The sequence below is a fragment of the uncultured Mycobacterium sp. genome (assembly GCF_964249325.1).
GTDB lineage: Bacteria > Actinomycetota > Actinomycetes > Mycobacteriales > Mycobacteriaceae > Mycobacterium.
Window position 1 is genome coordinate 1 of record NZ_CAXUCH010000038.1, and the last position, 26,843, is coordinate 26,843.

16 protein-coding genes are annotated in these 26,843 nt (G+C 63.1%); 7 read left to right on the forward strand and 9 right to left on the reverse strand.

Features of this window, described 5'->3' with window-relative positions; translation table 11 throughout:
* A partial coding sequence (locus ACFE99_RS07440) for a septum formation family protein (RefSeq protein WP_375483885.1) occupies positions 1-877 on the reverse strand: 877 nt, incomplete at its 3' end.
* 126 nt (positions 878-1,003) lie between these two features.
* On the opposite strand from ACFE99_RS07440, the gene serS reads away from it, so the two are divergent.
* Complete coding sequence (gene serS, locus ACFE99_RS07445; protein WP_375483887.1) at positions 1,004-2,269, forward strand: serine--tRNA ligase; 1,266 nt, start codon at positions 1,004-1,006, stop codon at positions 2,267-2,269.
* Between the two features lie 53 nt (positions 2,270-2,322).
* Here serS and ACFE99_RS07450 read toward each other — a convergent pair whose 3' ends face one another.
* Positions 2,323-2,811 (reverse strand): DUF2834 domain-containing protein, encoded by a 489-nt coding sequence (locus tag ACFE99_RS07450; RefSeq protein ID WP_375483889.1) that lies wholly within the window; start codon positions 2,809-2,811, stop codon positions 2,323-2,325.
* Between the two features lie 71 nt (positions 2,812-2,882).
* Here ACFE99_RS07450 and ACFE99_RS07455 point away from each other — a divergent pair, with 71 nt between their 5' ends.
* Both ACFE99_RS07455 and ACFE99_RS07460 read left to right on the forward strand, forming a co-directional pair.
* Positions 2,883-3,488, forward strand: coding sequence for a TetR/AcrR family transcriptional regulator (locus tag ACFE99_RS07455; RefSeq protein WP_375483891.1), 606 nt, complete (start codon positions 2,883-2,885; stop codon positions 3,486-3,488).
* A 71-nt stretch (positions 3,489-3,559) separates the two neighbouring features.
* Complete coding sequence (locus ACFE99_RS07460) at positions 3,560-5,125, forward strand: phytoene desaturase family protein (RefSeq protein ID WP_375483893.1); 1,566 nt, start codon at positions 3,560-3,562, stop codon at positions 5,123-5,125.
* Here the strand turns inward: ACFE99_RS07460 and ACFE99_RS07465 are convergent.
* The 3 genes from ACFE99_RS07465 to ACFE99_RS07475 all read right to left on the reverse strand — a co-directional run bounded on the left by ACFE99_RS07465 (position 5,122) and on the right by ACFE99_RS07475 (position 8,894).
* Entirely contained in the window at positions 5,122-5,460 is a 339-nt protein-coding gene (locus ACFE99_RS07465) for a hypothetical protein (RefSeq protein ID WP_375483895.1), read from the reverse strand. The two genes, ACFE99_RS07460 and ACFE99_RS07465, sit on opposite strands and share 4 nt — an antisense overlap.
* Positions 5,461-5,462: 2 nt before the next feature.
* Positions 5,463-7,013 (reverse strand): Rieske 2Fe-2S domain-containing protein, encoded by a 1,551-nt coding sequence (locus ACFE99_RS07470; protein WP_375483897.1) that lies wholly within the window; start codon positions 7,011-7,013, stop codon positions 5,463-5,465.
* A gap of 141 nt (positions 7,014-7,154) precedes the next feature.
* Positions 7,155-8,894: an AMP-binding protein gene (locus tag ACFE99_RS07475; RefSeq protein ID WP_375483899.1), complete on the reverse strand. Its 1,740-nt coding sequence runs from the start codon at positions 8,892-8,894 to the stop codon at positions 7,155-7,157.
* A 278-nt stretch (positions 8,895-9,172) separates the two neighbouring features.
* Here ACFE99_RS07475 and pks2 point away from each other — a divergent pair, with 278 nt between their 5' ends.
* Positions 9,173-15,535, forward strand: coding sequence for a sulfolipid-1 biosynthesis phthioceranic/hydroxyphthioceranic acid synthase (pks2, locus tag ACFE99_RS07480; RefSeq protein ID WP_375483900.1), 6,363 nt, complete (start codon positions 9,173-9,175; stop codon positions 15,533-15,535).
* Between the two features lie 227 nt (positions 15,536-15,762).
* Positions 15,763-16,434: a methyltransferase family protein gene (locus ACFE99_RS07485; RefSeq protein ID WP_375483902.1), complete on the forward strand. Its 672-nt coding sequence runs from the start codon at positions 15,763-15,765 to the stop codon at positions 16,432-16,434.
* A 372-nt stretch (positions 16,435-16,806) separates the two neighbouring features.
* Here ACFE99_RS07485 and ACFE99_RS07490 read toward each other — a convergent pair whose 3' ends face one another.
* The 4 genes from ACFE99_RS07490 to ACFE99_RS07505 are packed head-to-tail and all read right to left on the reverse strand — an operon-like array spanning position 16,807 to position 23,187.
* The gene (locus ACFE99_RS07490; protein WP_375483904.1) at positions 16,807-19,737 is read right to left on the reverse strand and encodes an RND family transporter; all 2,931 of its coding nucleotides are present in this window, start codon (positions 19,735-19,737) and stop codon (positions 16,807-16,809) included.
* A gap of 32 nt (positions 19,738-19,769) precedes the next feature.
* Positions 19,770-22,652 carry an RND family transporter gene (locus tag ACFE99_RS07495; RefSeq protein WP_375483906.1) on the reverse strand — a complete coding sequence of 961 codons (2,883 nt, stop codon included), beginning with the start codon at positions 22,650-22,652 and terminating at the stop codon, positions 19,770-19,772.
* Positions 22,649-23,068, reverse strand: coding sequence for an MmpS family protein (locus ACFE99_RS07500; protein WP_375483912.1), 420 nt, complete (start codon positions 23,066-23,068; stop codon positions 22,649-22,651). The genes ACFE99_RS07495 and ACFE99_RS07500 overlap by 4 nt, the downstream gene beginning before the upstream one ends.
* Complete coding sequence (locus ACFE99_RS07505; RefSeq protein WP_375483914.1) at positions 23,065-23,187, reverse strand: hypothetical protein; 123 nt, start codon at positions 23,185-23,187, stop codon at positions 23,065-23,067. The genes ACFE99_RS07500 and ACFE99_RS07505 overlap by 4 nt, the downstream gene beginning before the upstream one ends.
* 979 nt (positions 23,188-24,166) lie before the next feature.
* On the opposite strand from ACFE99_RS07505, the gene ACFE99_RS07510 reads away from it, so the two are divergent.
* Positions 24,167-24,394, forward strand: a complete 228-nt coding sequence (locus tag ACFE99_RS07510; RefSeq protein ID WP_375483908.1) for an MbtH family protein — start codon at positions 24,167-24,169, stop codon at positions 24,392-24,394.
* A 46-nt stretch (positions 24,395-24,440) separates the two neighbouring features.
* The coding region (locus ACFE99_RS07515; RefSeq protein WP_375483910.1) for an AMP-binding protein at positions 24,441-26,843 on the forward strand (2,403 nt) is incomplete at its 3' end.

Below are 26,843 nucleotides of genomic sequence, written 5' to 3' on the forward strand. Positions count from 1 at the left end.
GGGTCAGCGTGGTGGTGCGCAACTGGACCGGCGCCAGGTAGGCGTCGGTGAGTCGGGTGCAGGTGTCCTTGATGTAGGTGTCCTGTTCGGGCTCGGGGGGCAGGGCGTCATGGAACTTCTCGGCCAGGTTGACCGTGCCGGTGACCTCCATCGCGTGGGGGGCCGCGCAGTCCACCGGGACGTCGGTCGGCTGGTTGGCGGACAGGTCGATACCGAGGCAGGTGCCGGCCGGCCAGACCTTGGACTGGTCGAGGTCGGCGACCTTGCCTTTGAACGGGGTCTGCTGGTTATCCGCGCCGGGCAGCTGCAGTCCGCACAGCATGCGGCGCTCACCGGACTGCCGCCATGCCCGATCACCGGACCACAGCATGCTGATGCTGAACTTGCTGTTGGGGTCGAACCGGGTGCCGAGGTAGCGGCGCACGGCGGCTTCGCATTGCTCCTGGCTGATCTGTTCGATGCGCGCGGCCGACGGCGGGGCGGCGTCGGGCGCGTATTCCGAACCCGGGAACGCCCGCATGTCGATGGACTCGGCGACCTCGAAGCGGTGCTCGTCTTTGCAGTCGACGATGGTCGCTGCCTCGGGCATCCGGTCAGGCCACATCAGGCAGTTACCGGCGGCGGCGTGGTTGAAAGCTTCGTTGCCTTTGGCGCCGGTGCTCGGCACCGGGTCGATGTAGCCGGCCAGCCGGCCGGGCCGGCTACCGTCGATGGGAGCCACGGTGACCACTCCGGCGATCAGCAGACCACCCAGAGCGGTCAGTAACAGCGCGCGCCGGGTCGACGAGGCGTGCAAACTATGCAGCCACTCGAATCGCGCCAGCCAGTGTCTTGGCTGCTCCGCGGGCGGATGTTCCCGCTCAGGTGCGTCTGGCATCCGCTCCATTCTGACAGGCGCCGGCTCGCGCAGCGAAAGGTGTTACTTGTGGGGCAGTTGTGGCGGTGTCTTCGGCCGGCTGGCCCGGCGGATGTCCGGCGGCTCAGGCAAAAGTAGCCTCAGGGCGTGATCGACCTGAGGCTCCTGCGCGACGACCCCGACGCTGTACGCCGCTCCCAGATCAGCCGCGGTGAAGACCCGGCCATCGTGGACGCGTTGCTGGCCGCCGATACGGCCCGGCGCACCGCGATCGCGCGAGCTGATTCACTGCGCGCCGAGCAGAAGGCCGCGAGCAAGAAAGTGGGCGCCGCATCCGAGCAGGAACGTCCGGCGCTGTTGGAGCGGGCCAAAGAGTTGGCCGAGCAGGTCAAGGCCGCCGAGGCTGAGCAGGCCGACGCCGAGGCAGCGTTCACCGCGGCGCACATGGCGATCCCCAACGTCATCATCGACGGCGTGCCCGCCGGGGGCGAGGACGACTACGCGGTCCTCGGCGTCGTCGGTGAACCCGCCGGCATCGAAAACCCACGGGACCACTTGGAACTCGGAGAATCACTGGGGCTTATCGACATGGCGCGCGGCGCCAAGGTGTCCGGGTCGCGGTTTTACTTCCTGACCGGCCGCGGTGCCCTGTTGCAGCTCGGTCTTCTGCAGCTTGCGCTGCGGCTAGCCGTCGACAACGGCTTCTTCCCGATCATCCCGCCGGTGCTGGTGCGCCCAGAGGTGATGTCGGGAACCGGCTTTCTCGGCGCCCACGCCGAAGAGGTGTATCGCATCGAAGCCGACGACCTGTATCTCGTGGGCACCTCGGAGGTGCCGTTGGCGGGCTTTCACGCCGACGAGATCTTGGACCTGTCGGCCGGCCCGCTGCGGTACGTGGGCTGGTCGTCGTGCTTTCGACGCGAAGCCGGCAGCTATGGCAAAGACACCCGCGGCATCATCCGGGTGCATCAGTTCGACAAGGTGGAGGCATTCGTCTACTGCGAACCCGATGACTCCGAGGCCGAGCACCAGCGGCTGCTGGGCTGGCAGCGTGAGATGCTCTCCCGTATCGAGGTGCCCTACCGCGTTATCGACGTCGCGGCAGGCGATCTCGGCTCGTCAGCGGCTCGCAAATTCGACTGCGAAGCGTGGCTGCCGTCCCAGCATGCCTACCGTGAGCTGACGTCGACGTCGAACTGCACCACCTTTCAGGCGCGCCGGCTTGCGACCCGCTACCGCGACCCGAACGGCAAGCCGCAGATCGCCGCTACGCTCAACGGCACATTGGCCACCACCCGCTGGCTGGTGGCGATCCTGGAGAACCACCAGCGGCCCGACGGCAGCGTGCGGGTGCCCGATGCTCTGGTCCCGTTCGTGGGCACCGAGGTGTTAGAGCCGGTGCGTTCTCCCTGACCCCGGGCAGCCCGTGTGCGGGCAAGCCGTCTACTGGTCAAGTAACGGCCGCCCTAGGCGCTGACGGCCGGCGCGGGCTGCGATCGGGCATGCCGACGCTGGCGCTCCAGCGTGGCGAAGTAGAACGCGAACGCGAATGCGAAACTGGTGAACAGGCTGGAGACGAAGAACAGCCAAGGCCGTCGCAAACCGCGCCGGTAGCCGTCGACGATGGTGAACAACGGCAGCAGCACGACATTGGCGATCGTGTAGTCCTGACTGGCCGAACTGGCCGCCGGATTGGTGAACATTAGCCGGATGTAGTCCGACCAGCTGCCGGGTCCCCAGATCGGATTTGTCGATCCCGCCGAATACTCCCGCACAAAGCGGATGTTGAAGTACCAGCCCAACACCACCGACGCGATGCCGACGGCGTAGTACACCCACTCCAGCGGCGAGAACAGTGGTCCGCCCGATGGCCTGGCGAAAACGTTCGGGTTCGAGGCGACGATCCAGGTGATCACCGTCAGACCGAGCAGCGCGTGGACAAGCAGCGAAACCATGCCTCGCAGTTTCCTCATCCAGCGGCAGTTTTGTCAATATTGACATAAGTAGAGAAAGGTACGGTACTGACATGGCCCGGCCCGCGCAGACCGCGCGCAGCGAACGCACCCGCGAGGCGTTGCGGCAAGCTGCCCTGGTGCGGTTTTTGGCCCAGGGCTTCGAGGAGACGTCGGCCGAGCAGATCGCGGCGGACGCCGGGGTGTCGCTGCGGACGTTTTATCGGCACTTCTCCTCGAAACACGATCTGCTGTTCGCCGACTACGACGCCGGGCTGCACTGGTTTCGTGCAGCGTTGGCCGCCCGCCCGACCGACGAGCCGATCACCGAGTCCGTGCAAGCGGCCATCTTCGCGTTTCCGTATGACGTTGACGCGGTGGCGAAGATCGCGGCGCTGCGGGACGCCGAACTCGACTCGGGCCGGATCGTCCGGCACATCCGCCAGGTCGAATCCGACTTCGCCGACGCCGTCGCCGAGCGGCTGAGTCGTGCGGCGCCGGCCGACACCGTGGCGGATCGGCTGCGGGTCACCGTGACCGCCCGCTGCATCGCCGCCGCGGTGTTCGGCGCGATGGAGGTCTGGATGCTCGGAGAGGACCGGTCACTGGCCGGGCTTGCCGGCTTGTGTCATGTCGCGCTGGCCTCGCTGGAGGAGGGGCTCCTGCGCCGCGGCGTATAGTTTTGTCACAATTGACAAAACAGACGATCCGTGCCAGCCTGCGCAGCAGCACGGCTGGAAGGGCGGAGCTTATGGCTGACTACGACGCAATCGTCATCGGAGCCGGACACAACGGGTTGGCCGCAGCGGTGATCCTGCAGCGCGCGGGCCTGCGCACCGTGTGCTTGGAGGCCAAACGCTATGCGGGCGGCATGGCCTCGACCGTCGAGTTGTTCGACGGCTACCGGTTCGAGATCGCCGGCTCGGTGCAGTTTCCGACGTCGGCGACGGTCACCCGAGAGCTGGGGCTGGACACCTTGCCGACCGTCGACTCCGCGGTCATGTCGGTAGCGCTGCGCGGAGTCGGCGACGATCCCGTCGTCCAGTACACCGACCCGGTGAAACTGTTGGCTCACCTGGGCGACGTGCACGGCGCAGACGCCGTCAACGGCATGGCGGGGCTGCTGGCCTGGAGCCAGGCGCCGACGCGCGCACTGGGCCGGTTCGAGGCCGGCGCGCCGCCGAAAACCCTCGACGAGATGTTTGCCTGCGCCACAAATGAATTCGAACGCTCAGCGATCGACGACATGCTGTTCGGCTCGGTCACCGATGTCCTGGACCGGTACCTCCCGGATCGGGAAAAGCACGCTGCGCTGCGCGGCTCGTTCACGGTGTTGGCCGTCAACACCCTCTACCGCGGGCCGGCCACACCGGGTAGCGCGGCCGCGCTGGCGTTCGGGCTGGGCGTCCCAGACGCCGACACCGTGCTGATGAAGAAGCTGCGCGGCGGGATCGGCGCGCTCACCGCACATTTGCGGGACCTGTTCGACACCCACGGCGGCGACCTGCGGCTGCGCACCAAGGTGACCGAAATCGTCGTCGGCGACGGCCGAGTGGGCGGTGTACGTACCGAAACCGGAGACACGGTGAGAGCCCCGGTCGTAGTCTCCGCGGTCGCTCCGGATCTGACCATCAACGGGCTGATCGATCCCGCCGCACTGCCGGCCGACATCCGGGAGCGCTACGCGCGCATCGACCACCGCGGCAGCTATCTGCAGATGCACTTCGCGCTCGACGCGCCGCCGCAGTTCGCTGCGCCCTACGAGGCCCTCAACGACCCGGACATGCAGGCATCCATCGGCCTTTTCAGCACCCCCGAAGAAGTGCAGCAGCAATGGGAGGACTGTCGGCGCGGGATCGTCCCGGCCGACCCGACCTTGGTGCTGCAGATCCCGTCGTTGCACGATCCGCAGCTTGCGCCGCCGGGCAAACACGCCGCGTCGGCGTTCGCGCTGTGGTTCCCGATCGAAGGCGGCGCGCATTCCTACGGCCAGATGAAGGCCGAGATGGGGCAGCGGGTGATCGACAAGATCACCCGGCTGGCACCGAATTTCGAGCGCAACATCATCCGGCACACCACGTTCACTCCGCGCCACATGGGCACGATGTTCGGCGCGCCCGGCGGCGACTATTGCCACGGCCTGTTGAACCCCAACCAGATCGGCCCGAACCGGCCCGGACCGAAAGGTTTTCTGGGCCAGCCGATCCCGCTCGACGGGCTCTACCTGGCCAGCGCGGGTTGCCACGGCGGGCCGGGCATAACGTTCCTGCCCGGCTACAACGCGGCACATCAGGTGCTGGCCGAGACCGGCCGCTAACGGGCCTGACCCAGCAATTCGTCGAGCAGCGTGGTGAACTCCTGCGGATTGGCCGGAGTCAATGCGGGGCTGGGCCGAGTGCCCGGCACATCCAACGTGATCAACGTCGACTTCAGCGGCCGACGCACGTCCAACGGCAGCCAGCGGCGCAGATCCGAGCTGCCCCAGATGCGGAACCGGTGCCAGAACAGGCCCAGCGGCTCGGCTTTGTAGCCCCGGACGCTGCGCAGCGGGATGACTTTCGACGTGCCTGACGGAAAGTGGTAGCGGCGCAACGTGATCGCTTCGCGATCGAGCTGCACGAGCCCGTCGTCGTAGCAATCGTTCGGTGCCATGCTCACAGGCGCCTGCACCGAAGCTCGTGACCGCGGGACGTCAGGCAGCGGCCGCTATCCAGGTCCCACTGCCACCCGTGCAGGTTACAGGTCAGCGTGTTGTCCTCCACCACACCGAACCTCGACAGGTCAGCCTTCAGGTGCGGGCAGCGGCGCTGAATTTCCCAGCCGTCCAGGCTGATCGACGCGGTGTCGTCGTGCGCTTCGGCGAACCAGCCGTCGGCATAGGCGATACGCTCGTCGGTCAGACACTTGAAGAACGTGTACAGGTACTCGTTGTAGCCACCGACCCGCGAGGCCTTGAAGCGGGTGGACAAGAAGATCGTGTTGACCCAGTCAGGCTCGTTGTCGCGCAGCACGGTGCACACCAGCTCCGGCGCGATCTCGAACGAGTAGCGGAACTTCTCGTCGGGAATCGGTTCGCGTACCGTGCGTTTCGGAAAGTCAAGGACTACAGCTTCTTTGCCGAGCACCAGTTCGACGGGGTAGCCGATGCCGTCGCAGATCTCGTCGCTTTGCGACATGATCGGTTCGAACAGTGCCCGCAGCGGGTCCAGCAGCGGCTCGCCGGACGCCGGCGCCCAGCCGGCCTTCTCCGCCGTGATCACCGGCGCCATCCGCGCGGCATAGTCCGCGACGTAGGCGGCCTTGCCGGTGGTAAAGATCGCCTCGACCTCGTCGACTGGCAGCGGATGGGTCAACGAATGCAACTGTGCCCCAGTGAAGTCAGCGGTCGAGCCGGGGATCATCAGCAGGCCGCGGTCGTGGCCGTGGGCGCGCATCTGCTCCAGGAACACCATCTGGTCGGGGAAGATGTTGGCGGGATCGCCGCGGTCGTCGTTGAGGTGGCGCAGCTCCGGATCCAAAAAGCACGGTGGGCCCGCCGACGGGATTACCCAGCTGGCGCCGACCTGAGCGATGTACTGGCGCGCGCGGTCCATCTGGCGTTGGCGTTTTTGGGTGCCGAACGCTTGTTTGGCCCGCACGGGCATGTCGTAGACCATCGGGTACCAGATCGCGCCGGAGTATTGCAGCATGTGGACGTCGATGTGGCCGAATTCGGCGGCCAGCACGTCGAGATCCACCGGCCGGGCGTCGTTCATGTTGAAAGCGGTTGTTTCGCCATCGGAAACCACCAGCGCGGAGTCGCCGATCGGACCATCGGCGGGGGCGCGCAGCGCGATGATCATGACATCGAGAGCGCCTTTGGGGCCGTCGACGCGGTGCTTGACCGAGTCGGTGGTCTCGAAGAACTGGTGAAAGCCCAGCTTCTCCAGTTCAGTCCGCAGGTCGGGCACCGGGTAATCCGGCAGCAGCACCACCGCGTCCTTGTTGACGTGGGCGCGCAGCAACTTCGCGTCGAAATGGTCTCTGTGCAGATGCGAGATATAGAGGTAGTCGCAGTGGCCCACTCGGTCCCAGTCAAGTGTGCTGTTGTCCGGGAACGGGAACCACGCCGCGAAGTAGGCCGGATTGACCCAGGGATCGCACAGGATGCTTCCTGCGCGGGTCTCGATCAGGAAGCCGGCGTGGCCGACGCTGGTGACCTGCACTAATGCCTTCCGGTGAAGTTAAGACCTGCGATGTGCCGCTCTCGAGCTTAGCGGCAGCACCACGCGTGAGGCCGATGGTTGCCTACCACCGCAGGTATCGGCGCGGGCGCGGCGAGCCGGCGCTACCCGACTCCACACGCTCTAAGAGTCCAAGCGGGCGAACTGGCCGTGCCGGTATTGGTCGACACACGTTGATCGCCTGACCTTGCCGCTGGTGGTAATCGGTATCGAACCAGGTGACACCAGAACAAGATCCGCGACGCTAAGACCGTGCGTGTTTGAGATCGCCGAAGTGACTTCACGTTTGACGTCGGCCAGCTGTTCGGCCACCTCCTCGGCGGACTTGCCCCGCTTCTTGACTTCGATGATGACGACAAGTTTCTCCGTGTGTGCATCCGGAACCGCTATCGCCGCGCACCGACCCCTCGTGATCTCCTGGACCGTCGCTTCGATGTCGTCGGGGGAGTGGTTTCGCCCGTAGACAATCAAAAGGTCCTTGATGCGGCCGATGACGAACAACTCATCGTCAAAGACAAATCCCGAGTCCCCGGTGCGGAGCCAAGGTCCCTCTGGAGTACCGACCGACGGAGCGACAAGTGTTCCGCCGAAGGTACTTTCGGTCTCGTGGGGTTTCTGCCAATAGCCCATTGCGACGTTGTTGCCGTGCACCCAGATCTCACCGACTGTTCCCGCCGGGCACTCGATACGTGTTTCGGGATCAACGATACGGATTAGCGGTGAATGCGGCATCCCGTAACTGACCAGCGGTGTACCAGTTCCGCGTTCGCAGCGCTCCGCCTTGCCGGCGGTTAGCTTCTCGGATTCGAAACACACGAAAGCCGGTGCTTGAGCCGCTGTGCGGGTCGCCACGTATACCGTTGCCTCCGCGAGTCCATACGACGGGCGAATCACTTCCTCTCGCAATTTGAACGGGGCGAACCGCTGGGTGAAGCGGCGCAGCGTCGCCGGGTGTACCCGTTCACTACCGGTGGCGATGACGAGGACGTCGGAGAGATCAAGTCCGGCCATATCATCGTCCGATGTCTTTCGCGCCGTCAGCTCGAACGCGAAGTTGGGCGCTGCTGAGTATGCCTTGGTATTGCTTGCCAGCAGTTGCATCCACCGCGCCGGCCGTTGCAGGAACGCGACCGGGCTCGTGAGCACGGCGTGAAGTCCGGTCAAAATAGGCCCGCACATCCCCAGATACAAACCCATGTCGTGATAGAACGGCAGCCACGACACAATGGTGGTGTCTGGTGGGGCCACTTTGCCGTGGTCCGCGAAGTAGTCGGACGTCAGCTGTTCAAAATTGGCGAGAATGTTTCTGTGCGACATCATGACGCCCGCCGGCTGACGGGTCGACCCCGACGTGTATTGCAAATACGCCGTACTGGGGTGTTTTTCGCGGCCGACAGAGAAGTCTGTCCGGGCCTCAAGATCCAGCGCGTCGACCTCGAGGACCGATGGAGCGGATTCGCCGGACTGCGACTTAACGTGTTCGGCTACGGTGCCTGCGACAGCGGACGTTGTGATAATGACCGACGGTGAAGCGTCACGCAGCACCGAGTTAACACGATCATCACTGACGCCACCTAGCGGAACGGAGAGCGGAACCGCTATCTGTCCCGCCTGCAATGTGCCGAGAAACGCGACGATGTAGTCAAGCCCCTGCGGTGCCAAAATCACAGAGCGGTCACCGGTCGAGCCGCGCCGCCGAAGAGCATCTGCGACATTTAGCGTGCGCCGATACAGCTGCGACCAAGTCATAATTTGCGCAGCGCCGGCCCAGTCGTGCTCGTAATCGATAAACGTGTACGCCAGGTCATCGGGCTGCAGGCTCGCGCGTTCGTACAGCAAGGTCAATATGGAAGTGTCAACCACGCGCGTCACGTTACCGTGGCCAACGCCGACATACGCTCGGAAACAGCAGCTAACTTCGGGCCTGACTTTGCGCTGCTCGGCTGTCAAAAGAAAGATCGTCGATCGCTCTAACTATTCGAGTCGAACCGACCCCCAATCAGCAGCGATCGCCTACAGTACAACTTCGATCGGAGGGCAGCAATTGGGCAGACGCAGGCGTCGCGACTGGTCGAACAAGGTGCCACGCCCTGCGTCGATGAGCGCACGAAGCTGCGTAGTCGTTGCTGTGAGGAGGCAAAATGGTTTCATTGGGGGCGATCGATGGTGGGGACCGCTCATCTTCAGCGAAGACTTCGCCCACTGTAGGCACTGCGCAGGCGACTCCGGTTGCCATCATCGGCATGGCCTGCCGGCTTCCCGGCGGTATCGACTCGCCTGAGCTGCTGTGGGAGGCGTTGCTGCGCGGCGATGACCTGGTCACCGAGGTTCCGCCGGACCGTTGGGACGCCGACGAGTACTACGACCCCGAGCCCGGGGTGCCGGGTCGGTCGGTGTCGAAGTGGGGCGCATTCATCGATGACGTTGCCGGCTTCGATGCCGATTTCTTCGGAATCAGTGACGCGGAGGCCACCGCGATCGACCCGCAACACCGGTTGTTGCTGGAAACCTGTTGGGAGGCAGTCGAGCACGCGGGGATTAACCCGCTAAAGTTGGCCGGCTCACAGACCGGTGTCTACGTGGCTTTGGGGCATAACGATTACCAACTGCTGGCCGCCGATGCCCACGCGTTGGAGGGGCCCTACGGGTTCTTGGGCAACGGCTACTGCATGGCCTCCGGGCGTATCGCGTTCGCCCTCGGGCTGCATGGTCCCGCCCTGACGGTCGATACCGCATGCTCGGCCGGCCTGGTGATTGTGCACATGGCATGTCGCAGCCTGCACGACGGCGAATGTGATCTTGCCCTGGCAGGCGGTTCAGCGGTGGCGCTGGATCCGCGAAAGTTCACCGCGGGGTCGGCAGGCGGCATGCTGTCGCCGACCGGACACTGCAACGCCTTCGACGTCGCGGCGGACGGGTTCGTGGGTGGCGAGGGCACCGCCGTGGTATTGCTGAAACGGTTACCGGATGCGCTGCGCGATGGTGACCGGATCTTGGCTGTGGTGCGCGGCACCGCCCTGAACAACGACGGCCGCACGGTGACCATCACCACACCGTCGCAGCCCGCCCAGGTCGCGGCTTATCAGGCCGCATTGGCTGTGGCCGGCGTGGATCCGGGCAGTGTAGGCATGGTGGAGACACACGGCACCGGCACCCCTACTGGCGACCCTATCGAATTCGCCAGCCTGGCCGAGGTTTACGGCATCGACGGTCCCTGCGCGCTGGGAGCCGCCAAGACCAATTTCGGGCACAGCCAGTCGACCGCGGGAACATTGGGTTTGATTAAGACTGTCTTGGCCCTTCAGCATGGTGTTGTTCCACAGAATCTCCACTTCACCGGGCTACCCGACGAGCTCGCCCGAATCGATACCAAACTGTTTGTGCCGCAAGAAAATACACCATGGCCCACCAACGGTCACGCGCCGCGGCGGGCGGCGGTGTCGGCATACGGGTTCTCGGGAACCAACGCCCACGCCATCTTGGAGCAAGCTCCCGACATCCCGGAAACCACTGCACACCAACACAATGAGGAAGCGGAAGCGGCGATAACAACACCACTGCTGTTCCCGCTGTCGTCCACGTCGGCCGACGAACTGCGCCGCACCGCCGGCCGGCTCGCCGACTGGGTGCAAGCACATGACGATGTGGCCTTGCCGGATCTGGCCTACACACTGGCGCGTCGGCGAGCGCACCGCCCGGTGCGCACCGCAGTCCTCGCGAGCAGCAGGAGCGAGCTCACCAAAGCGTTGCGCGACGTAGCCGACGGCGATACGCCGTATCAGAGCGCGGTCGGACAGGACGACCGTGGACCGGTGTGGGTGTTTTCCGGGCAGGGTTCGCAGTGGGCGGCGATGGGCGCGCAGCTGCTGGCGACTGAGCCGGTGTTTGCCGCGACTGTCGAGCAAGCGGAGCCGCTGATTGCGGCCGAGTCCGGCTTTTCGGTGACCGAGGCGATCACGGCGCCTGAGGTCGTAATCGGTCAAGAGCGGATCCAGCCGACGCTGTTCACCATGCAAGTCGCGTTGGCGGCCACGCTGAAGGCATACGGGGTGCGTCCGGGCGCCGTCGTCGGGCACTCCCTCGGTGAGGCCGCGGCAGCTGTCGCCGCCGGCGCACTGTCGTTGGAAGACGGGCTGCGGGTGATCTGCCGCCGCTCGCAGCTGATGTCGCGTATCGCCGGCACCGGTGCCACGGCGACGGTGGAATTGCCTGCTAAGCAAGTGCTTTCGGAGCTGACCGCCCGCGGCATCAACGACGTCGTGGTGGCGATAGTGGCCTCGCCGCAGTCTACGGTGATTGCCGGTGCCGCCCAGACGGTTCATGACCTGGTTGCGGCCTGGGAGCAGCGCGATGTGATGGCCCGAGAGGTACCCACCGATGTCGCATTTCATTCGCCTCAAGTTGAGCCGGTACTCGATGAGCTGACCGAGGTACTGGCAGAGCTCAAGCCGATGACACCGGAAGTGCCCTTCTACTCGGCGACGCTGTTCGATCCGCGTGAGCAACCGGTGTGCGATGCCCGCTACTGGGCGGACAATATGCGCCGCATGGTGCGGTTCGCCGCGGCGGTGCAGGCCGCTCTGGAGGACGGCTACCGGGTCTTTGCCGAGCTCTCACCACACCCCCTGCTCAGCCACGCACTCGAGCAGACCGCTCGTAGTCTCGACATGCCGCTGGCTGCGCTGGCCACTATGCGCCGCGAACAAGCGCTGCCCTACGGGTTGCGGGGCGTTGTGGCGGATCTGCACAGTGCGGGTGCCGCGGTGGACTTTTCGGTGCTGTATCCCGCTGGGCGGCTGGTGGATGCGCCCCTGCCGACCTGGACGCACCGTCAGTTGATGTGGAGCCGCGAGGCTCAGGAATCCCCGACGCACGGCGGTTGCGTCATTTCGGTGCATCCGCTGTTGGGCGCACATGTGCGCTTGCAGGAGGAACCGGAGCGCCACGTATGGCAAGGCGAGATCGGCACCGCCGCCCAGCCGTGGCTCGCTGACCACCAAATCCGTAATGTGCCTGTGCTTCCTGGAGCGGCTTACTGCGAGATGGCGTTAGCCGCGGCTCGCGCTGTCCTCGGTGAGGCCGCCGAGGTCCGCGACATCCGCTACGAGCAGGCGCTGCGGCTGGATGAGCAAACCACGGTCGGCGCTTCGGGGTCGGTGTCATCACCGGGCATCGTCGACTTCACCGTGGAGACAAACCAGGGTGGCCAGCAAGTGCGGCACGCCGCCGCCGTCCTGAAGGCCGCAGAGGATGAGCAGCCACCTGTGCGCGACATCTCCGCGCTACTGGCCGCGCATCCGGGTCGCGAGGAGGGCGACGAGGTGCGCACGCGCCTGGACCAGCGTGGTGTTCAGTTCGGTCCGGCGTTCACCGCTCTGGGCACCGTGCATACCGGCGACGGCGAAACCGACACCGTGCTGGCCGAGGTCGCGCTGCCCCGCCAAATCCGCTCCCAACAAGACGCTTACGGCGTGCACCCGGCGCTGCTGGATACCTGTTTTCAATGCAGTGAGGCGCACCCGGGAGTCCGGGCGTTGGGCGAAGAAGTGCTGGGGTTGCCGCGGGGGGCCCGGCGGCTACGCGCCTACGGCCCGGTTCGCAACGCTCGCTACTGCTACACCCGGGTGAGCAAAGCCGACAATTCCGGAGTCGAGGCCGACTTCGAACTGCTCGACGAGCAGGGGACAGTCCTGCTGACCCTGCAGGGCGCCCACTGGGGCGCCAGGGTCTCCGGCAACGCCCTCAACGAGCGGCTGTTGGGCGAACGGCTGCTGACGATCGAATGGCGGCACCGGGAATTGCCGGACGTGGAACAGGCCGACGCCGGAGCCTGGCTACTGATCAGCACAACCGCGACCGCGGATGTGGTGGCCACCAAGTTGACCGACGCTCTGAAAAGCTCCGGCGCGCAATGCACCACCATGTGCTGGCCGCCGCAGGCCGACCACACCTCGAACTCAGAACAGCTGGTAACTCATTTGAATGCCGGTGGATTCACCGGTGTGGTGATACTCACGGGACCGAAAAACGGTGGCGCCGAGGATCACTCCCCGCTGATGGGCCGTGAGTATGTGCAGCATCTGGTGCGCATCATGCGTGAGTTGCCGGAGATTTCTGCCGAGTCGCCGCGCCTGTACGTCGTGACCCGTAACGCCCAGATGGTTCGGGCCGGTGATGTGGCCAACCTGGAGCAGGCAGGGCTGCGCGGTTTGGTCAGGGTGATCGGCACCGAGCATCCGCACCTGCGCGCCGCCCAGATCGATGTGGACGAAGCCACCGACGCCGAGCAGCTGGCGCGCCAACTGCTCGCCGACTCCGACGAAGACGAGACGGCCTGGCGAAACGGCTCGTGGTACACCGCGCGGTTGTCCCTTGCTCCGCTGCTCCCCGAGGAGCGGAAAACCGTCGTCGCGGACTATGAGCGCGACCGGATGCGCATGCAGATCCGCACACCAGGTGACCTGGAGACGATGGAACTCGTTGCGTGCGACCGGGTTCCGCCCGGACCTGGGCAAATTGAGGTCGCGGTCAACGCGTCCAGCATCAACTTCGCCGACGTGCTGGTTGCGTTTGGCCGTTACCCCGCCATCGAGGGCCGGCTACCGGAGCTGGGCACCGACTTCGCCGGAGTGGTGACTGCGGTTGGCCCAGACGTGACCGACCACAAGGTGGGCGATCATGTCGGCGGGCTGAGCCCCGACGGCTGTTGGGGCACGTTCGTCACCTGCAACGCACGCCTGGCGGTCACGCTGCCGGCCGGACTTTCCGACGAGCAAGCGGCGGCGGTGACCACCGCGCACGCCACCGCCTGGTACGGGCTGCACGACCTGGCGCGGATCAAGAGCGGTGACAAGGTTTTGATCCATTCCGGGACCGGGGGCGTGGGGCAGGCGGCAATCGCCATCGCCCGTGCCGCCGGAGCGGAGATATTCGCCACCGCGGGCAGTGAGCAGCGACGGAAGCTCTTGCGCGACATGGGTATCGAGCATGTCTACGACTCGCGAAGCCTAGAGTTCGCCGATGGCATACGCCGTGACACCGAAGGGTATGGCGTCGACATAGTGCTCAATTCGGTCACCGGCGCCGCCCAGCGCGCGGGCCTAGAATTGCTCTCCTTCGGCGGCCGATTCATCGAGATCGGCAAGCGTGACATTTACGGCGACACCCGATTGGGGCTTTTCCCGTTCCGGCGCAACCTCGCTTTCTACGGCGTCGACCTAGCGTTGATGACCGTAACTCACCCAGAGCGGCTGCGCGAGTTGTTGAGCACGGTGTATCGGCTCACCGCGGACGGTGAGTTGCCGACGCCGCAGAGCACCCGCTTCCCGCTGGCCGACACCGCCACAGCTATTCGGGTGATGAGCGGCGCGCAGCACACCGGGAAGCTGGTGCTGCAGGTGCCGCGCAGCGGGTGCAGGCGGGTGGTGGTTCCGCCGGCGCAAGCCCAGGTGTTCCGGCCTGACGGCGCCTACATAATCACCGGCGGGCTGGGGGGCCTGGGGCTGTTTTTGGCCGAGAAGATGGCTTCCCCTGGTTCCGGGCCCGGCTGCGGACGGATCGTACTGTCCTCGCGCTCGCAGCCAACCCCCGAGGCGCTGGAGGCGATCGAGCGTATCCGCGCGGTCGGTGCCGACGTCGTGGTGGAGTCCGGCGATATCGCCGAGGCCGGTACGGCGCAGCGGTTGGTCGCTACAGCGACCGCCACTGGGCTTGCCGTGCGCGGTGTGCTGCACCTGGCGGCGGTGATCGAGGATGCCACACTGACCAATATCAGCGACGACCTCATCGAGCGCGACTGGGCGCCAAAGGTTTACGGTGCGTGGAACCTGCACACTGCCACGGCTGACCAGCGGTTGGACTGGTTCTGCTCGTTCTCCTCGGCGGCCGCGTTGGTCGGCTCGCCGGGGCAGGGTGCCTACGCCGCAGCCAACAGCTGGCTGGACGCCTTCACCTTGTGGCGTCGGGCTCAGGGCCTCCCGGCGACCGCGATCGCCTGGAGCGCTTGGGCCGAGATCGGCCGCGCCACCGCCCTGGCAGAGGGCGGCGGCGTTGCTATCGGTCCCGAGGAGGGCGCTTACGCGTTTGAAGCGCTGCTACGTCACGACCGCGCCTACACCGGCTACGCGCCCATCACGGGTTCACCGTGGTTGACCGCATTCGCTCAGAGCAGCCCCTTCGCTGAAGCGTTCAGCTCCGTCGGTCAAAACGCAGCAGGCACAAGCAAACTGCTTGCTGAACTGAACGAGCTATCGGCGGACGAGTGGCCCACCCGGCTGCGGCGTCTGATCTCCGACCAGGTCACCCTGATCCTGCGTCGCAGCATCGATCCCGACAGGCCGCTTACCGAGTACGGCCTGGACTCGCTCGGGGCGCTCGAACTACGTGCCCGCATTGAGGCCGAAACCGGAATCCGCATCAATCCCGCTGACCTCACCACTATTGGCACCATTCGCGGTCTGGCAGGACTGTTATGCGAAAAGCTGGCGCCCGCAGAAGCTGCGTGAGAAACAAGGCACGCCAACAAGGTTGCGGTGCAGCTGCTCGGTTTGTCCCGGTCGCTGTCCTAGCTGCTCGACTCGGAAGATACTCCGGCCTGCGGGGGTAGTTTCCACACCCGCCGCTATGCCACTATGGGCAATCGCTGCTGCGCTGGCAACGCTGGGAGTAGCAGGCTTGTCCTGCGCCCTGAGGTTTTGGCTTGCAGCGCCGATAAGCACGGTGAGGAGAGGCCATGAAGACCATCCCGAAAATGTTGGTATCCGGGCTTGTTGGGCTTGTCGCGTTGGGCTTGCTGTTGTTTTTGCCTGCCGGCACGTTCAAGTACGGGCAAGCATGGGTGTTAGGTATGTTTTTTGTCTCGACCCGGATATTCAGCGCTTACTTGCTCCATGCGAACTCCGCGGTGCTTCAGCGGCGGATGCGTGGGGGACCGAAAGCCGAAACGCGATTGGTGCAAAAGATCGTGATGGGCGTTCTCTGGTTGTCGCTCGCAGGAACTTTGGTGGTCAGCGCCCTTGATCACCGCTTCGGCTGGTCGCCAGTAGCCATGCCGACCTGCTTGGTTGGTGATGTTCTGGTAGCCGTTGGGCTTGGCGTGGCCATGCTGGTGGTCATTGAGAACAGCCATGCGGCCGCAACCGTCCGGGTGGAGGCAGGCCAAAACCTCGTCTCTACTGGTCTGTATGGGCTGGTGCGGCACCCGATGTACGCCGGCAATGTCATCATGCTCGTGGGCATCCCGCTTGCGCTCGGTTCATATTGGGGACTCGTATTAGTCATCCCTGGGCTGCTCGTGCTCGTCTTGCGGATCCGCGACGAGGAGAAGCTGCTCCGAGAGGAGTTGGACGGATACCGCGAGTACACACAGAAGGTTCGCTACCGTCTGGTGCCGTGTATGTGGTAGCGGCCGCGCGACCTGCCGCTTGAACACATCGCCTTGGGAACCCGCAAGAACGCCGGTCGACTTTTCAGGTGCGTCACTACGGCCGCGTTTGTCAGCGGACCTGTGCTCATCTTCCGCCGGAACCCGCCGAACGGGATGACGGCAGGGTTGAGCAGTGGCCACGATGTCCCTGGCGTAAAACGTTGCCCGGACATAGCTTGTCGGCGTCTAGACGCCACCGGCGCGCCTCACGATTCAGGCTGCATGGCAGCCACGGACGGTGCTTGCGGACACCGCTACATCGCCATTGGCTTTACGAACCGGCAGGAAGCGCAATTTGTCTTGGTCGGTGCGACTAGCCAACTGCCGGTTGGCCGCCGGCTGTGGCGGTGGTCAACGTCGAGGATAGGCTCCCGACGGCCTCGGCATCGGAGCCGTGACTGGGTCGCCGTCGTCGTAGTCCTCGGGTAGCAGCAGGGACCGTACCAGCGGACGTGGCCCGTCGGGCCGAAGCAATTGACTGGCGGGGCGGGGTCGTACTGTTTGCGGCCACCAGAACCAGCGTCCGAGCAGCGCGGCGATGGACGGTGTCATGAAGGAGCGCACGACTAGGGTGTCGAACAGTAGGCCCAAACCGATGGTGGTGCCGACTTGAGCGATGATGCGCAGGTCGCTGACGGCCATGGACATCATGGTGAAGGCGAACACCAGGCCGGCGTTGGTGACGACCTTGCCAGTGCCGCCCATTGCGCGGATGATGCCGGTGTTGATGCCGGCGGCTATTTCTTCTTTCATCCGGGATACCAGCAGCAGGTTGTAGTCCGACCCTACGGCCAGCAGGATGATCACGGACATCGGCAGCACCATCCAGTGCAGCTTGACGCCGAGAATGTATTGCCAGACCAGTACCGACAGCCCAAACGATGCGCCCAGTGAGAGTGCCACCGTGCCCACGATGACCAGTGCGGCGATGAAGCTTCGGGTGATGAGCAGCATGATGATAAAGATCAGGCACAGCGAACCGATGCCGGCGATCAACAGATCGTATCGGGAGCCGTCGGCCCAGTCCTTATAGGTGGACGCGGTGCCGGCGAGATAGATTTTCGCGGTGGTCAGCGGTGTGCCCTTGAGGGCTTCCTCGGCGGCCGTGCGGATCTGGTTGACCCGGGCGATGCCCTCGGCCGTCGCGGGTTCGCCGCGCTGGGAAATGATGAAGCGGGCTGCTTTGCCGTCCGGGGACAGGAAGGAATTCATCGCGCGCTGAAAGTCCTTGTTTTCGAAGACTTCCGGAGGCAGGTAGAACGAATCGTCGTTTCTGGCGGCATCGAAGGCCTGCCCCATGGCGGTGGCGTTGCTGCTGGCGTCTTCCATCTCGTCGAAGATCCCCGCCATGGTGCTGTGCATGGTCAGCGTCATGGTCCGAATGCTCTGCATGCTCGCGATCATCGGCGGGAAAAACTGCAGCATCTGCGGCAGCAGCGCATCCATTTGATCGAGGTCTTTCATGAGATCGTGCATCTTCTCGGTGAGCTCATCAACACCGTCGATACCGTCGAATATGGATCGCAGTGACCAGCAGATCGGAATGTCGTAGCAGTGCTTTTCCCAGTAGAAGTAGCTACGGATGGGCCGGAAGAAATCCTCGAAATCAGCGAGGTGATCCCGTTCTTCGTCGGTGAGAGCGATAATTTCCCGCGTTTCAGCAATCGTGCTGTGAGTCGCAGCGGTGACCTGTTGGGTCACCCCGTACATGTGTTGCATAATGCCGATCATTTTCGCCATGTCGTCGGCCTGCTTCAGCAAGTCGTTCATGCGGTATTTCATGTATTTCATGTCTTGCAGCTGGGTCGCGTTTTGCATGCTGAGCAAAAACGGGATCGACGTGTGACCAATCGGCGTGCCCTCCGGCCGCGTGATGCCCTGCACCCGTGAAATCCCCGGGATCCGGAACACCGCCTTGGCCAGTTTGTTGAGCACCAGGAAATCTGCTGGATTGCGCATATCATGATCGGACTCGATCATCAGAATGTCGGGCATCATCCGCGACTGCGAGAAATGACGGTCAGCGGCCGCGTACCCCGAATTGGCGGGCAGGGCTTTGGGGATGTAGAGCCGGTCGTTATAGCTGGTTTTATAGCCCGGCAGGGTCAGCAGACCAATCAACGCCAGCGCGCAGGTGGCCACCAGAATCGGCAGCGGCCAGCGCACAATCGCGGTCCCGACCCGGCGCCAGCGCCGGACTCTAATTGTGCGGGTTGGTTCGAATAAGCCAAACCGGCTGCCCACCGCGATAACTGCGGGCATCAACGTCAGCGCGACCGCCACCGCCACGAGCATGCCCACCGCGCAGGGCGCGCCCATGGTCTGAAAATAGGGCATCCGGGTAAAACTGAGGCAAAAGATCGCCCCCGCGATGGTCAAACCGGACGCCAAGACGACGCGAGCAACCCCGCGGTAGGTGGTGTAGTAAGCCTTCTCTGCGTCCTCACCTGCCTGACGTGCCTCATGATATCGGCCGAAGAAAAATATCGCGTAATCTGTTCCGGCCGCGATTGCCAGGGACACCAATAGGTTAATGGCGAACGTCGACAGTACCAGAACATTATTGTGACCGAGAAAGGCGACGATTCCCCGCGCCGCCGCTAATTCGATCCCGACCATTACGAGCAGCAAAACCACGGTGATGACCGAACGATAGACAAGCAGCAACATCGTGAAGATCATTAACACGGTCACCGCGGTGATCTTCACCACAGATTTGTTACCGCTGTGCTGCATGTCGACAATGAGCGGTGAAGCACCGGTGACATACGCCGTGACGCCCGGAGGCGGCGGGGTCCGCTTTACGATATCCCGCACCGCCGCTACCGACTCGTCCCCCAAGGTGGTGCCTTGGTTGCCGGCCAGATTCACTTGCACATACGCGGCCTTGCCGTCGGCGCTTTGCGCCCCCACCGCGGTGAGTCGATCGCCCCACAAGTCCTGCACGTGCTCCACGTGCCTCGGGTCGTCTCTTAACTCACGAATCAGCTCGGCATAATACTTATGAGCGTCTTCCCCGAGTGGCTGCTGGCCTTCCAGCACGACCATCGCGAAACTGTCCGAATCGGACTCTTTGAAGTCTTTGCCCATGCGCCTCATAGCCTGCGCCGACGGGGCATCGTCGGGACTCATCGACACCGAATGCTGCTGGCCGACCCGCTCCAGCGATGGAACTGCGAAAGTCACAAGCAGCGTCAGCGCCACCCACGCCAGAATGACCAACACTGAAAACCGGCGGATTGTCCGCGCTACCAATGGCGGCCGGGAGCTTTCGGTGCTCATGCGGCCTTCAACAGCCAGAAGGTAAACACTCGCTAGTTCCTCAGCAATACGGAGCGGACTAGTGGACGCGGTCCTAATGGCCGAAGTAATGCACTGGCGGGCCGCGGACGTATTTGTTGTGGCCACCAGAACCAGCGTCCGAGCAGCGCAGCGATAGACGGTGTCATGAAAGCACGGACGATGAGCGTGTCGAAGAGTAGACCGAGGCCGATGGTGGTGCCGATCTGAGCTATGATGGTCAGGTCGCTGACCACCATGGACATCATGGTGAAGGCAAACACCAACCCGGCACTCGTGACAACCTTGCCGGTACCCGCCATTGCACGGATAATGCCGGTATTTATCCCGGCGCCTATTTCCTCCTTCATCCGGGACACCAGCAGCAAATTGTAGTCAGACCCGACAGCCAGAAGGACAATCACCGACATCGCCAGTACCACCCAGTGTATTTGCATGCCGAGAAGGTACTGCCAAACGAGTACGGAAAGCCCAAATGACGCGCCTAGCGAAAGCGCTACGGTACCCACGATCACCAGGGCGGCGATAAAACTTCGCGTCATGATCAGCATGATGATAAAGATCAGGCACAGTGCAGCGACCGCCGCGATCAAGAGATCGTATTTGGACCCGTCCACTATGTCTTTCGCAATCGCTGCAGTGCCGGTGAGGTAGATCTTGGCGTCTTCTAGCGGAGTGCCCTTGAGTGCCTCCTCGGCCGCGGTTTTGATTGCGTCGACCCGCGCAATGCCCTCCGGCGACGCCGGATCGCCTTTTTGGGTAATGAGCATACGCGCCGCTTTCCCATCCGGCGACAAGAACACTTTCATAATTCGCTGGAGATCTTTGTTCTTGAAAACATCCGGAGGCAGGTAGAAAGTGTCGTCGTTTTTGGCCTTGTCGAAAGCCTTGCCCATGGCTGTCGCGTTGTCGCTGGAGTCTTCCATCTGCCCGAAGATGCCGGACATCGTGCTGTGCATGGTCAGCATCATGGTGCGCGTGCTCTGCATGGTCGCAATCATCGGTGGGAACTGGGTGAGCAACTGTGGCATAAGCACATCCAGTTGATCGAGATCTTTGACCAGGTCCTCCAGCTTATCGGTAATCTCGTCAACACCGTCGAGGGAATCGAATATCGACCTCAACGACCAGCAGATGGGAATGTCGTAACAGTGCCGTTCCCAGTAGAAGTAACTGCGGATAGGCCTCCAGAAATCCTCGAAATCCGCAATGTGATCACGCAACTCTGAGGTGACCGCTTCCACGTCATGGGTTTCGCGGACCATGTGATGAGTCGTATTGGTGAGCTGTTGCATCAGGGCATACATGCGCTGCATGGTGCTGATCGTTTTCGCCAACTCGTCGGCCTGCTTCAGCATGTCGTTCATGCGTAGTTTCTGAAATGCCAGATTTTGCAGCTGGCTGGCCTGTCCCATGCTCATGAAAAACGGTATTGATGTGTGTTGGATCGGATCTCCGGTGGGCCGAGTTATGGATTGCACGCTAGCGATCCCGGGAACGGCAAAGACGCCCTTTGCTAGTTTGTTCAATACCAAAAAATCTGCCGGATTACGCATATCGTGATCGGACTCGACCATGAGAATCTCGGGCATCATCATTCGCGACTCGGGAAAATGTCGCGATGCGACCGTAAACCCCTGGTTGCCCGGGATATCTTTCGGAATATATTTCTGGTCGTTGTAGCTGGGTCTGTATCCGGGCAGCGCTAATAAGCCGACAAGCGCGACTGCTAATGTCGCCGCGAGAATTGGTGCGGGCCAGCGGACGATCGACGTGCCCACCCGCCGCCATCCACGAGCCATAATTATGCGCCTGGGGTCGAATAGCCCAAGGCCGCTGCCTACCGCGATAACTGCCGGTACCAGCGTGAGCGCCACCGCGACCGCGACGAGCATACCGACCGCGCACGGAATCCCAATGGCTTGGAACGCGTTCAGCCGAGTAAAGCGAAGGCAGAAAAGGGCTCCGGCGATCGTCAAGCCGGAAGCCAAAACAACCTTGCCGACTCCGCGGTAAGTGGTGTAGTAAGCGGTTGTCCGATCCTCGCCGGCCTGCCGGGCTTCTTGATAGCGCCCCAAAAAGAATATTCCGTAGTCTGTTCCAGCTGCGATAGCGAGTGACGTCAGCAGGTTAACGACGAAGGTCGTGAGACCAATGAGCTCATGATGGCCCATGAACGCGACGACTCCGCGGGCCACCAGCAATTCGATCCCCACCATCAGCAACAACAGAATTACGGTGAAAACCGAACGGTAGACGATGAACAACATCGTGCAGATCACGACGAGGCTCACCGCCGTGATTGTGACGACCGTTCTGTTGCCACTGTGGTCCATATCCGCAGCGATAGCGGCCGGGCCGGTGACATACGCCTTGACCCCCGGCGGCGCAGGCGTCCGAGCCACGATGTCCCGAACTGCTTCGGCGGATTCGTTTCCCAGGGCCTGGCCTGGGTCGCCGGCGAGGTCCAATTGAACATAGGCGGCCTTACCATCGGCGCTTTGCGCGGCGCCCGATGTAAGTGGATCCCCCCAGAAGTTGTGGACGTGGGTCACATGCTTGGGATCGTCCGCCAGCTGGCGAATCAAGTGATCGTAGTATCGGTGAGCATCGTCGCCGAGTGGTTGCTGACCCTCCAATACGACCATGGCCACACTGCCGTCGTGGGCTTCCTTGAAGTCCTCGAGCATGCGCGCCGATGCCTTGAATGACGGCGCATCGGTGGGATTCAGCGATACCGAACGTTCCTTCTCGACCTTCTCCAGCGAGGGAACGGCGATAGTCACGATGAAGGCGAGCGCCAACCACGCCAAGATGATTGGTACCGAGAAACGATGGATCGTCCGCGCTAGGAACGGCGGCGTGGTGTGTCCGTTAGCTATGTGTTGGTCGATCATGCGGCCTTCAGCAGGCAGAAGGTAAAGGCGTTCATTTCGTTCGATATTCGTTCGGCTTTGACTTCACCGTCCACCAGGATGCGACAGCCAATGCTGGCGCTATCGCCCTGCGCGACAACACTTCCCACAGCTGTCGCCTCAGTGGTCTCGAAATCCAACGACCACGGCAAGCTCGCGTTGTCGATTCGCTGGGGGTCTGCATTGACGTCGAAATAGCTGATGGTGGCCACAGTTCCCGGAGGCCCGAAGACCTCGTATGTCAGGTGCTTCGGGTTGAACGGTTTGGTGTCGGTTATCTTGGTGTCGGCATACGAGGGGCTCTTCTGAGAGCCGAACACACTGTGGAGTCTTGTCACCGTGAATCCTCCGCTGGCGATGACCACGAGTATGACCAACGGAATCCACAACCGCCTCAAAACACCGAAAGTTCCTCGGCGGCCCCGCTGGCGGCTAACGTCTCGGCGACCCACGGTGGCCGGATCGGACCGGGTTTGCACATCTGGTTCGACCACCGCACCCCCTTCTCATTCCGCACGCTCGGCGCCATGTCCGCCGCTCGAACATGCAACTACACACCGGCCGCGACACGCCAGACGGCGGCACCTCGTTTTGGTGGACGTCGCAGGCTAGACCTGCGGCGGTCACCTCCAGTGAGCGGTGCTGCGACGAGCGCGCACGATCGTGACGAGTAAACCATGCCGGTAACGTCCACGTCGGTGCTTCGGGAACGATATGGGATCGTAATGCATACCACGTGCGCAAAGGTCCAGTACCGATGTTGCAGATGCATCAGCAAATCAGCACACCAGCGTCGCCCTCTCGCGGGGTGCAGGTTAGCTTCTGGGGCGTTCGCACAGAAAAGAAGAAGCGAACGCTCACCGGCCTCCAATAGGAGGCGGATCTCGAAACGGTCGTCGAAATCGGCGGACTACGGCCGGTGCCGTGTGGTGTCCCCAGCTGCCATCGAGGACAGTTACCGGCACTCGGGGACAATTGCTGTACCTTTTACGGCCAAGTTTTTCGGCCACGCCCGTTGACGCAGATCGCCCACCGCGGCCGCATGGCGCTGATCGACGCTTTCGCCACCGAACCGGAGGTGCCCGCAAGCGGAAGCTCGATTTCGGATTCGTGCTTGCCACGAGGCCTGACCGTATTCCGTTCCGCCTCATGATGATCGAATCCCAAAAGAGACCCGGTGTTGTCTCGCGGGAGCAGCGAGTACGAAAACGTCGTCGTCGGGAGACCGTGCCTGACCACTAGAGAAACATCACAAGCCAAACTCATCGCTCCAGGTTGCGGCAGGGGGGCAGCCGCCACCGCGCCGAACGGTGTGTGCCGCGCATCCAGTTAGTGAACTGTGGCGGGTCCCGATAGGTCATGTCAGGAACTTCTTGCTGAACCTCAGGAGCTTCTTGCTGAACCTCAGGAATTTTCGGCAAACCGCAGACCGACCCCGTGGGGCTTCAGTAGGGTTCGGACCGTTACATGCACGTCAACTAGGTGACTGGAGACTGGTGAGCATCAATCCGTTCGATGACGACAATGGCAGCTTCTTTGTCTTGGTGAACGACGAGGAGCAACACAGCCTGTGGCCGACCTTCGCAGATGTTCCAGCCGGCTGGCGGGTCGTATACGGCGAAGCGGACCGCGCTGCGTGTCTGGACTACATCGAACAGAACTGGCCCGATATACGGCCGAAGAGTCTGCGCGAGAGGCTGGCAAAGGGCCGGGCTTCAGAATAAGTAAACCCGGCTTTCTGACAGTACACCCTCTCGAGGGGGAGTTTTGATGGAATTCGACGGTGGGGCGCTTCCGCTGACGCGCGGGCAGCTGGATATATGGCTGGCGCAGGAAACGAGTGATTCCGATACGGAGTGGCACCTTGGCCTATTAGTACGAATCGACGGCGCGGTAGAACGTGATTCCCTTGAATGGGCCATCCGCCGAGCGGTGCGAGAAGCGGAACCGATCAGGGCCAACTTCTTCGAGGCGGATGGCCAGGTTTTTCAACGAACGATCGATTACCCGGATGTCGAACTGACATTTTATGACCTGAGCAGCTCACATGATCCCGTGCAGCAAGTCCGCGAGATAGCGTTATCCATTCAGCATACGCCAATGCCGTTCGACGGCCCGCTCTTCAAGTTCACTCTATTCCGGACTCGGATCGACGAATTCTACTTGTTCGGCTGTGGCCATCATATAGTCGTAGACGGGTCCGGCATTGCCCTAATCTCCCAGCGGGTTGCAGCTATCTACTCTGCAATTGTTTCTGGCGAGCCCGTCCCTCCTTCCCATTTCGGCTCGTTGCAAGACCTGGTCAATTGCGAGTTGGAGTACGAAGCCTCCCAGGATTTTCTCCAAGATCAGACGTATTGGAGCGGGAACCTTCCCTCGGAAAGCGGACCGACTTATCCGCTGCCACAAGCCTCGAGCGAGCAGGATCCGTATGGGTCTTCTGAGCCGGTTCAACTGGACCCTGCGGTCCTTCGCCGTGTTGCAGATTTCGCCCATGCGTGGAACGTGCCCGAATCATCGGTCATCACCGCGGCGTGCGCACTTTTGGTCCGTGGGTGGTCCCCCGAGTGCTCAGAGGTGGTGCTCGACTTCCCGGTCAGCAGGCGAGTAAGACCGGAATCAAAGACGCTTCCCGGGATGCTTTCCGGCGTTGTGCCGCTGGTGCTGAGGGTTTCGCCGGACTATCGAGTTGCCGAATTTTGCACGCATGTGGACACCCGAATACGGGAAGCGGTGCAGCATCAGCGGTTTCCGGTGCAAGCCCTTGAGCGCCAAGCCCGCCTACGCGGCCCAGGGCAGCCATCCGATCGAATCAGCGTCAACTTCCTCCCTGCTACGTTTGTTCTGCCCTTCGGTGGTGTCGCGGCGTCGGCGTCATTGACCAATGCCGGCCTGGTGCGCGGCTTTGGACTGATCTTCTCTCGCGCCGGTGACCAGCTTTTTCTCAGCACGACGGGCGCTGGGCAGCCGTTTTCGAATTTTGATGTCTCTGACTTAGCGAGGCGCTTGCAGCGGGTGTTGGCGGCGATGACCGCCGACGCGGGGCGGCGGTTGTCGTCTATGGATTTGCTTGATATGGCTGAGCGAGCCCGGCTGGATGAGTGGGGTAATCGCGCGCTGTTTAGCCAACCGTTGCCCACGCCGGTGTCGATTCCGGCGCTATGGGCCGCGCAAGTGGCGCGCACCCCGGAGGCGGTAGCGATCAGCTGCGGGGAGCGGTCGTGGACATACCGCGAGGTGGAGGAGGCCGCTAACCGGATGGCGCACCTTTTGGCCAGCCATGGGGCGGGCCCGGGTCAGTGCGTGGCGCTGCTGTTTTCCCGTTCCGCCGAAGCGGTCGTGGCGATCCTGGGAGTGCTCAAGAGCGGGGCAGCGTATCTGCCGATCGAACCGGCGCTGCCCGCGGCGCGCATGGAGTTCATGCTGGCCGATGCCGCGCCGGTGGCCGCGATCACAACCACCCGGCTGGCCGACCGGCTGGACGGGCACGACCTGCTGGTCATCGATATTGATGACCCCGGCATCCTCAGCTACCCAGCCACGGGCTTGCCGGCGCCGGCGCCTGAGGAAATCGCTTACCTGATCTATACCTCGGGCACCACCGGTGTTCCCAAGGGGGTGGCGGTGAGTCACCACAACGTCACCCAGCTGCTGAAAGAACTACCTGCATATCTGCCGGTGTCAGGGGTATGGACGTTGGGTCATACCTACGGGTTTGACATGTCGGTGTGGGAGATTTGGGGTGCGCTGCTAGGTGGCGGGCGGCTGGTGGTGGTGCCCGAAGCAGTGACCGGCTCCCCGGAAGACTTCCAGAACCTGTTGGTTGCTGAACAAGTCAGCGTGCTCACCCAGACTCCCTCGGCGGTGGGGATGCTTTCTCCAGAGGGATTGGAGTCAGTGGCGTTGGTGGTGGCCGGTGAGGCCTGCCCCTATGAGGTGGTGGATCGGTGGGCGCCAGGGCGGCTGATGATCAACGCCTACGGCCCCACCGAAACGGCGGTCGTTGTGACGATTAGCGCGCCGCTGGAACCGGGTGCGGATGTAGTGCCGATCGGCTCGCCTGTGCCGGGCGCGGCGTTGTTTGTGCTGGATGGCTGGCTGCGCCCGGTACCGGCGGGTGTGGTGGGGGAGTTGTATGCGGCCGGCGCCGGGGTGGCCTATGGGTATGTGGGC

Excerpts from the sequence above, each read along its gene's own strand:
- ACFE99_RS07495 (WP_375483906.1), bottom strand. The coding sequence starts at position 22,652 with ATGATCGACCAACACATAGCTAACGGACACACCACGCCGCCGTTCCTA.
- ACFE99_RS07490 (WP_375483904.1), bottom strand. The coding sequence starts at position 19,737 with ATGAGCACCGAAAGCTCCCGGCCGCCATTGGTAGCGCGGACAATCCGC.
- ACFE99_RS07455 (WP_375483891.1), top strand. The coding sequence starts at position 2,883 with ATGGCCCGGCCCGCGCAGACCGCGCGCAGCGAACGCACCCGCGAGGCG.
- ACFE99_RS07465 (WP_375483895.1), bottom strand. The coding sequence starts at position 5,460 with ATGGCACCGAACGATTGCTACGACGACGGGCTCGTGCAGCTCGATCGC.
- pks2 (WP_375483900.1), top strand. The coding sequence starts at position 9,173 with ATGGTTTCATTGGGGGCGATCGATGGTGGGGACCGCTCATCTTCAGCG.
- ACFE99_RS07485 (WP_375483902.1), top strand. The coding sequence starts at position 15,763 with ATGAAGACCATCCCGAAAATGTTGGTATCCGGGCTTGTTGGGCTTGTC.
- ACFE99_RS07450 (WP_375483889.1), bottom strand. The coding sequence starts at position 2,811 with ATGGTTTCGCTGCTTGTCCACGCGCTGCTCGGTCTGACGGTGATCACC.
- ACFE99_RS07460 (WP_375483893.1), top strand. The coding sequence starts at position 3,560 with ATGGCTGACTACGACGCAATCGTCATCGGAGCCGGACACAACGGGTTG.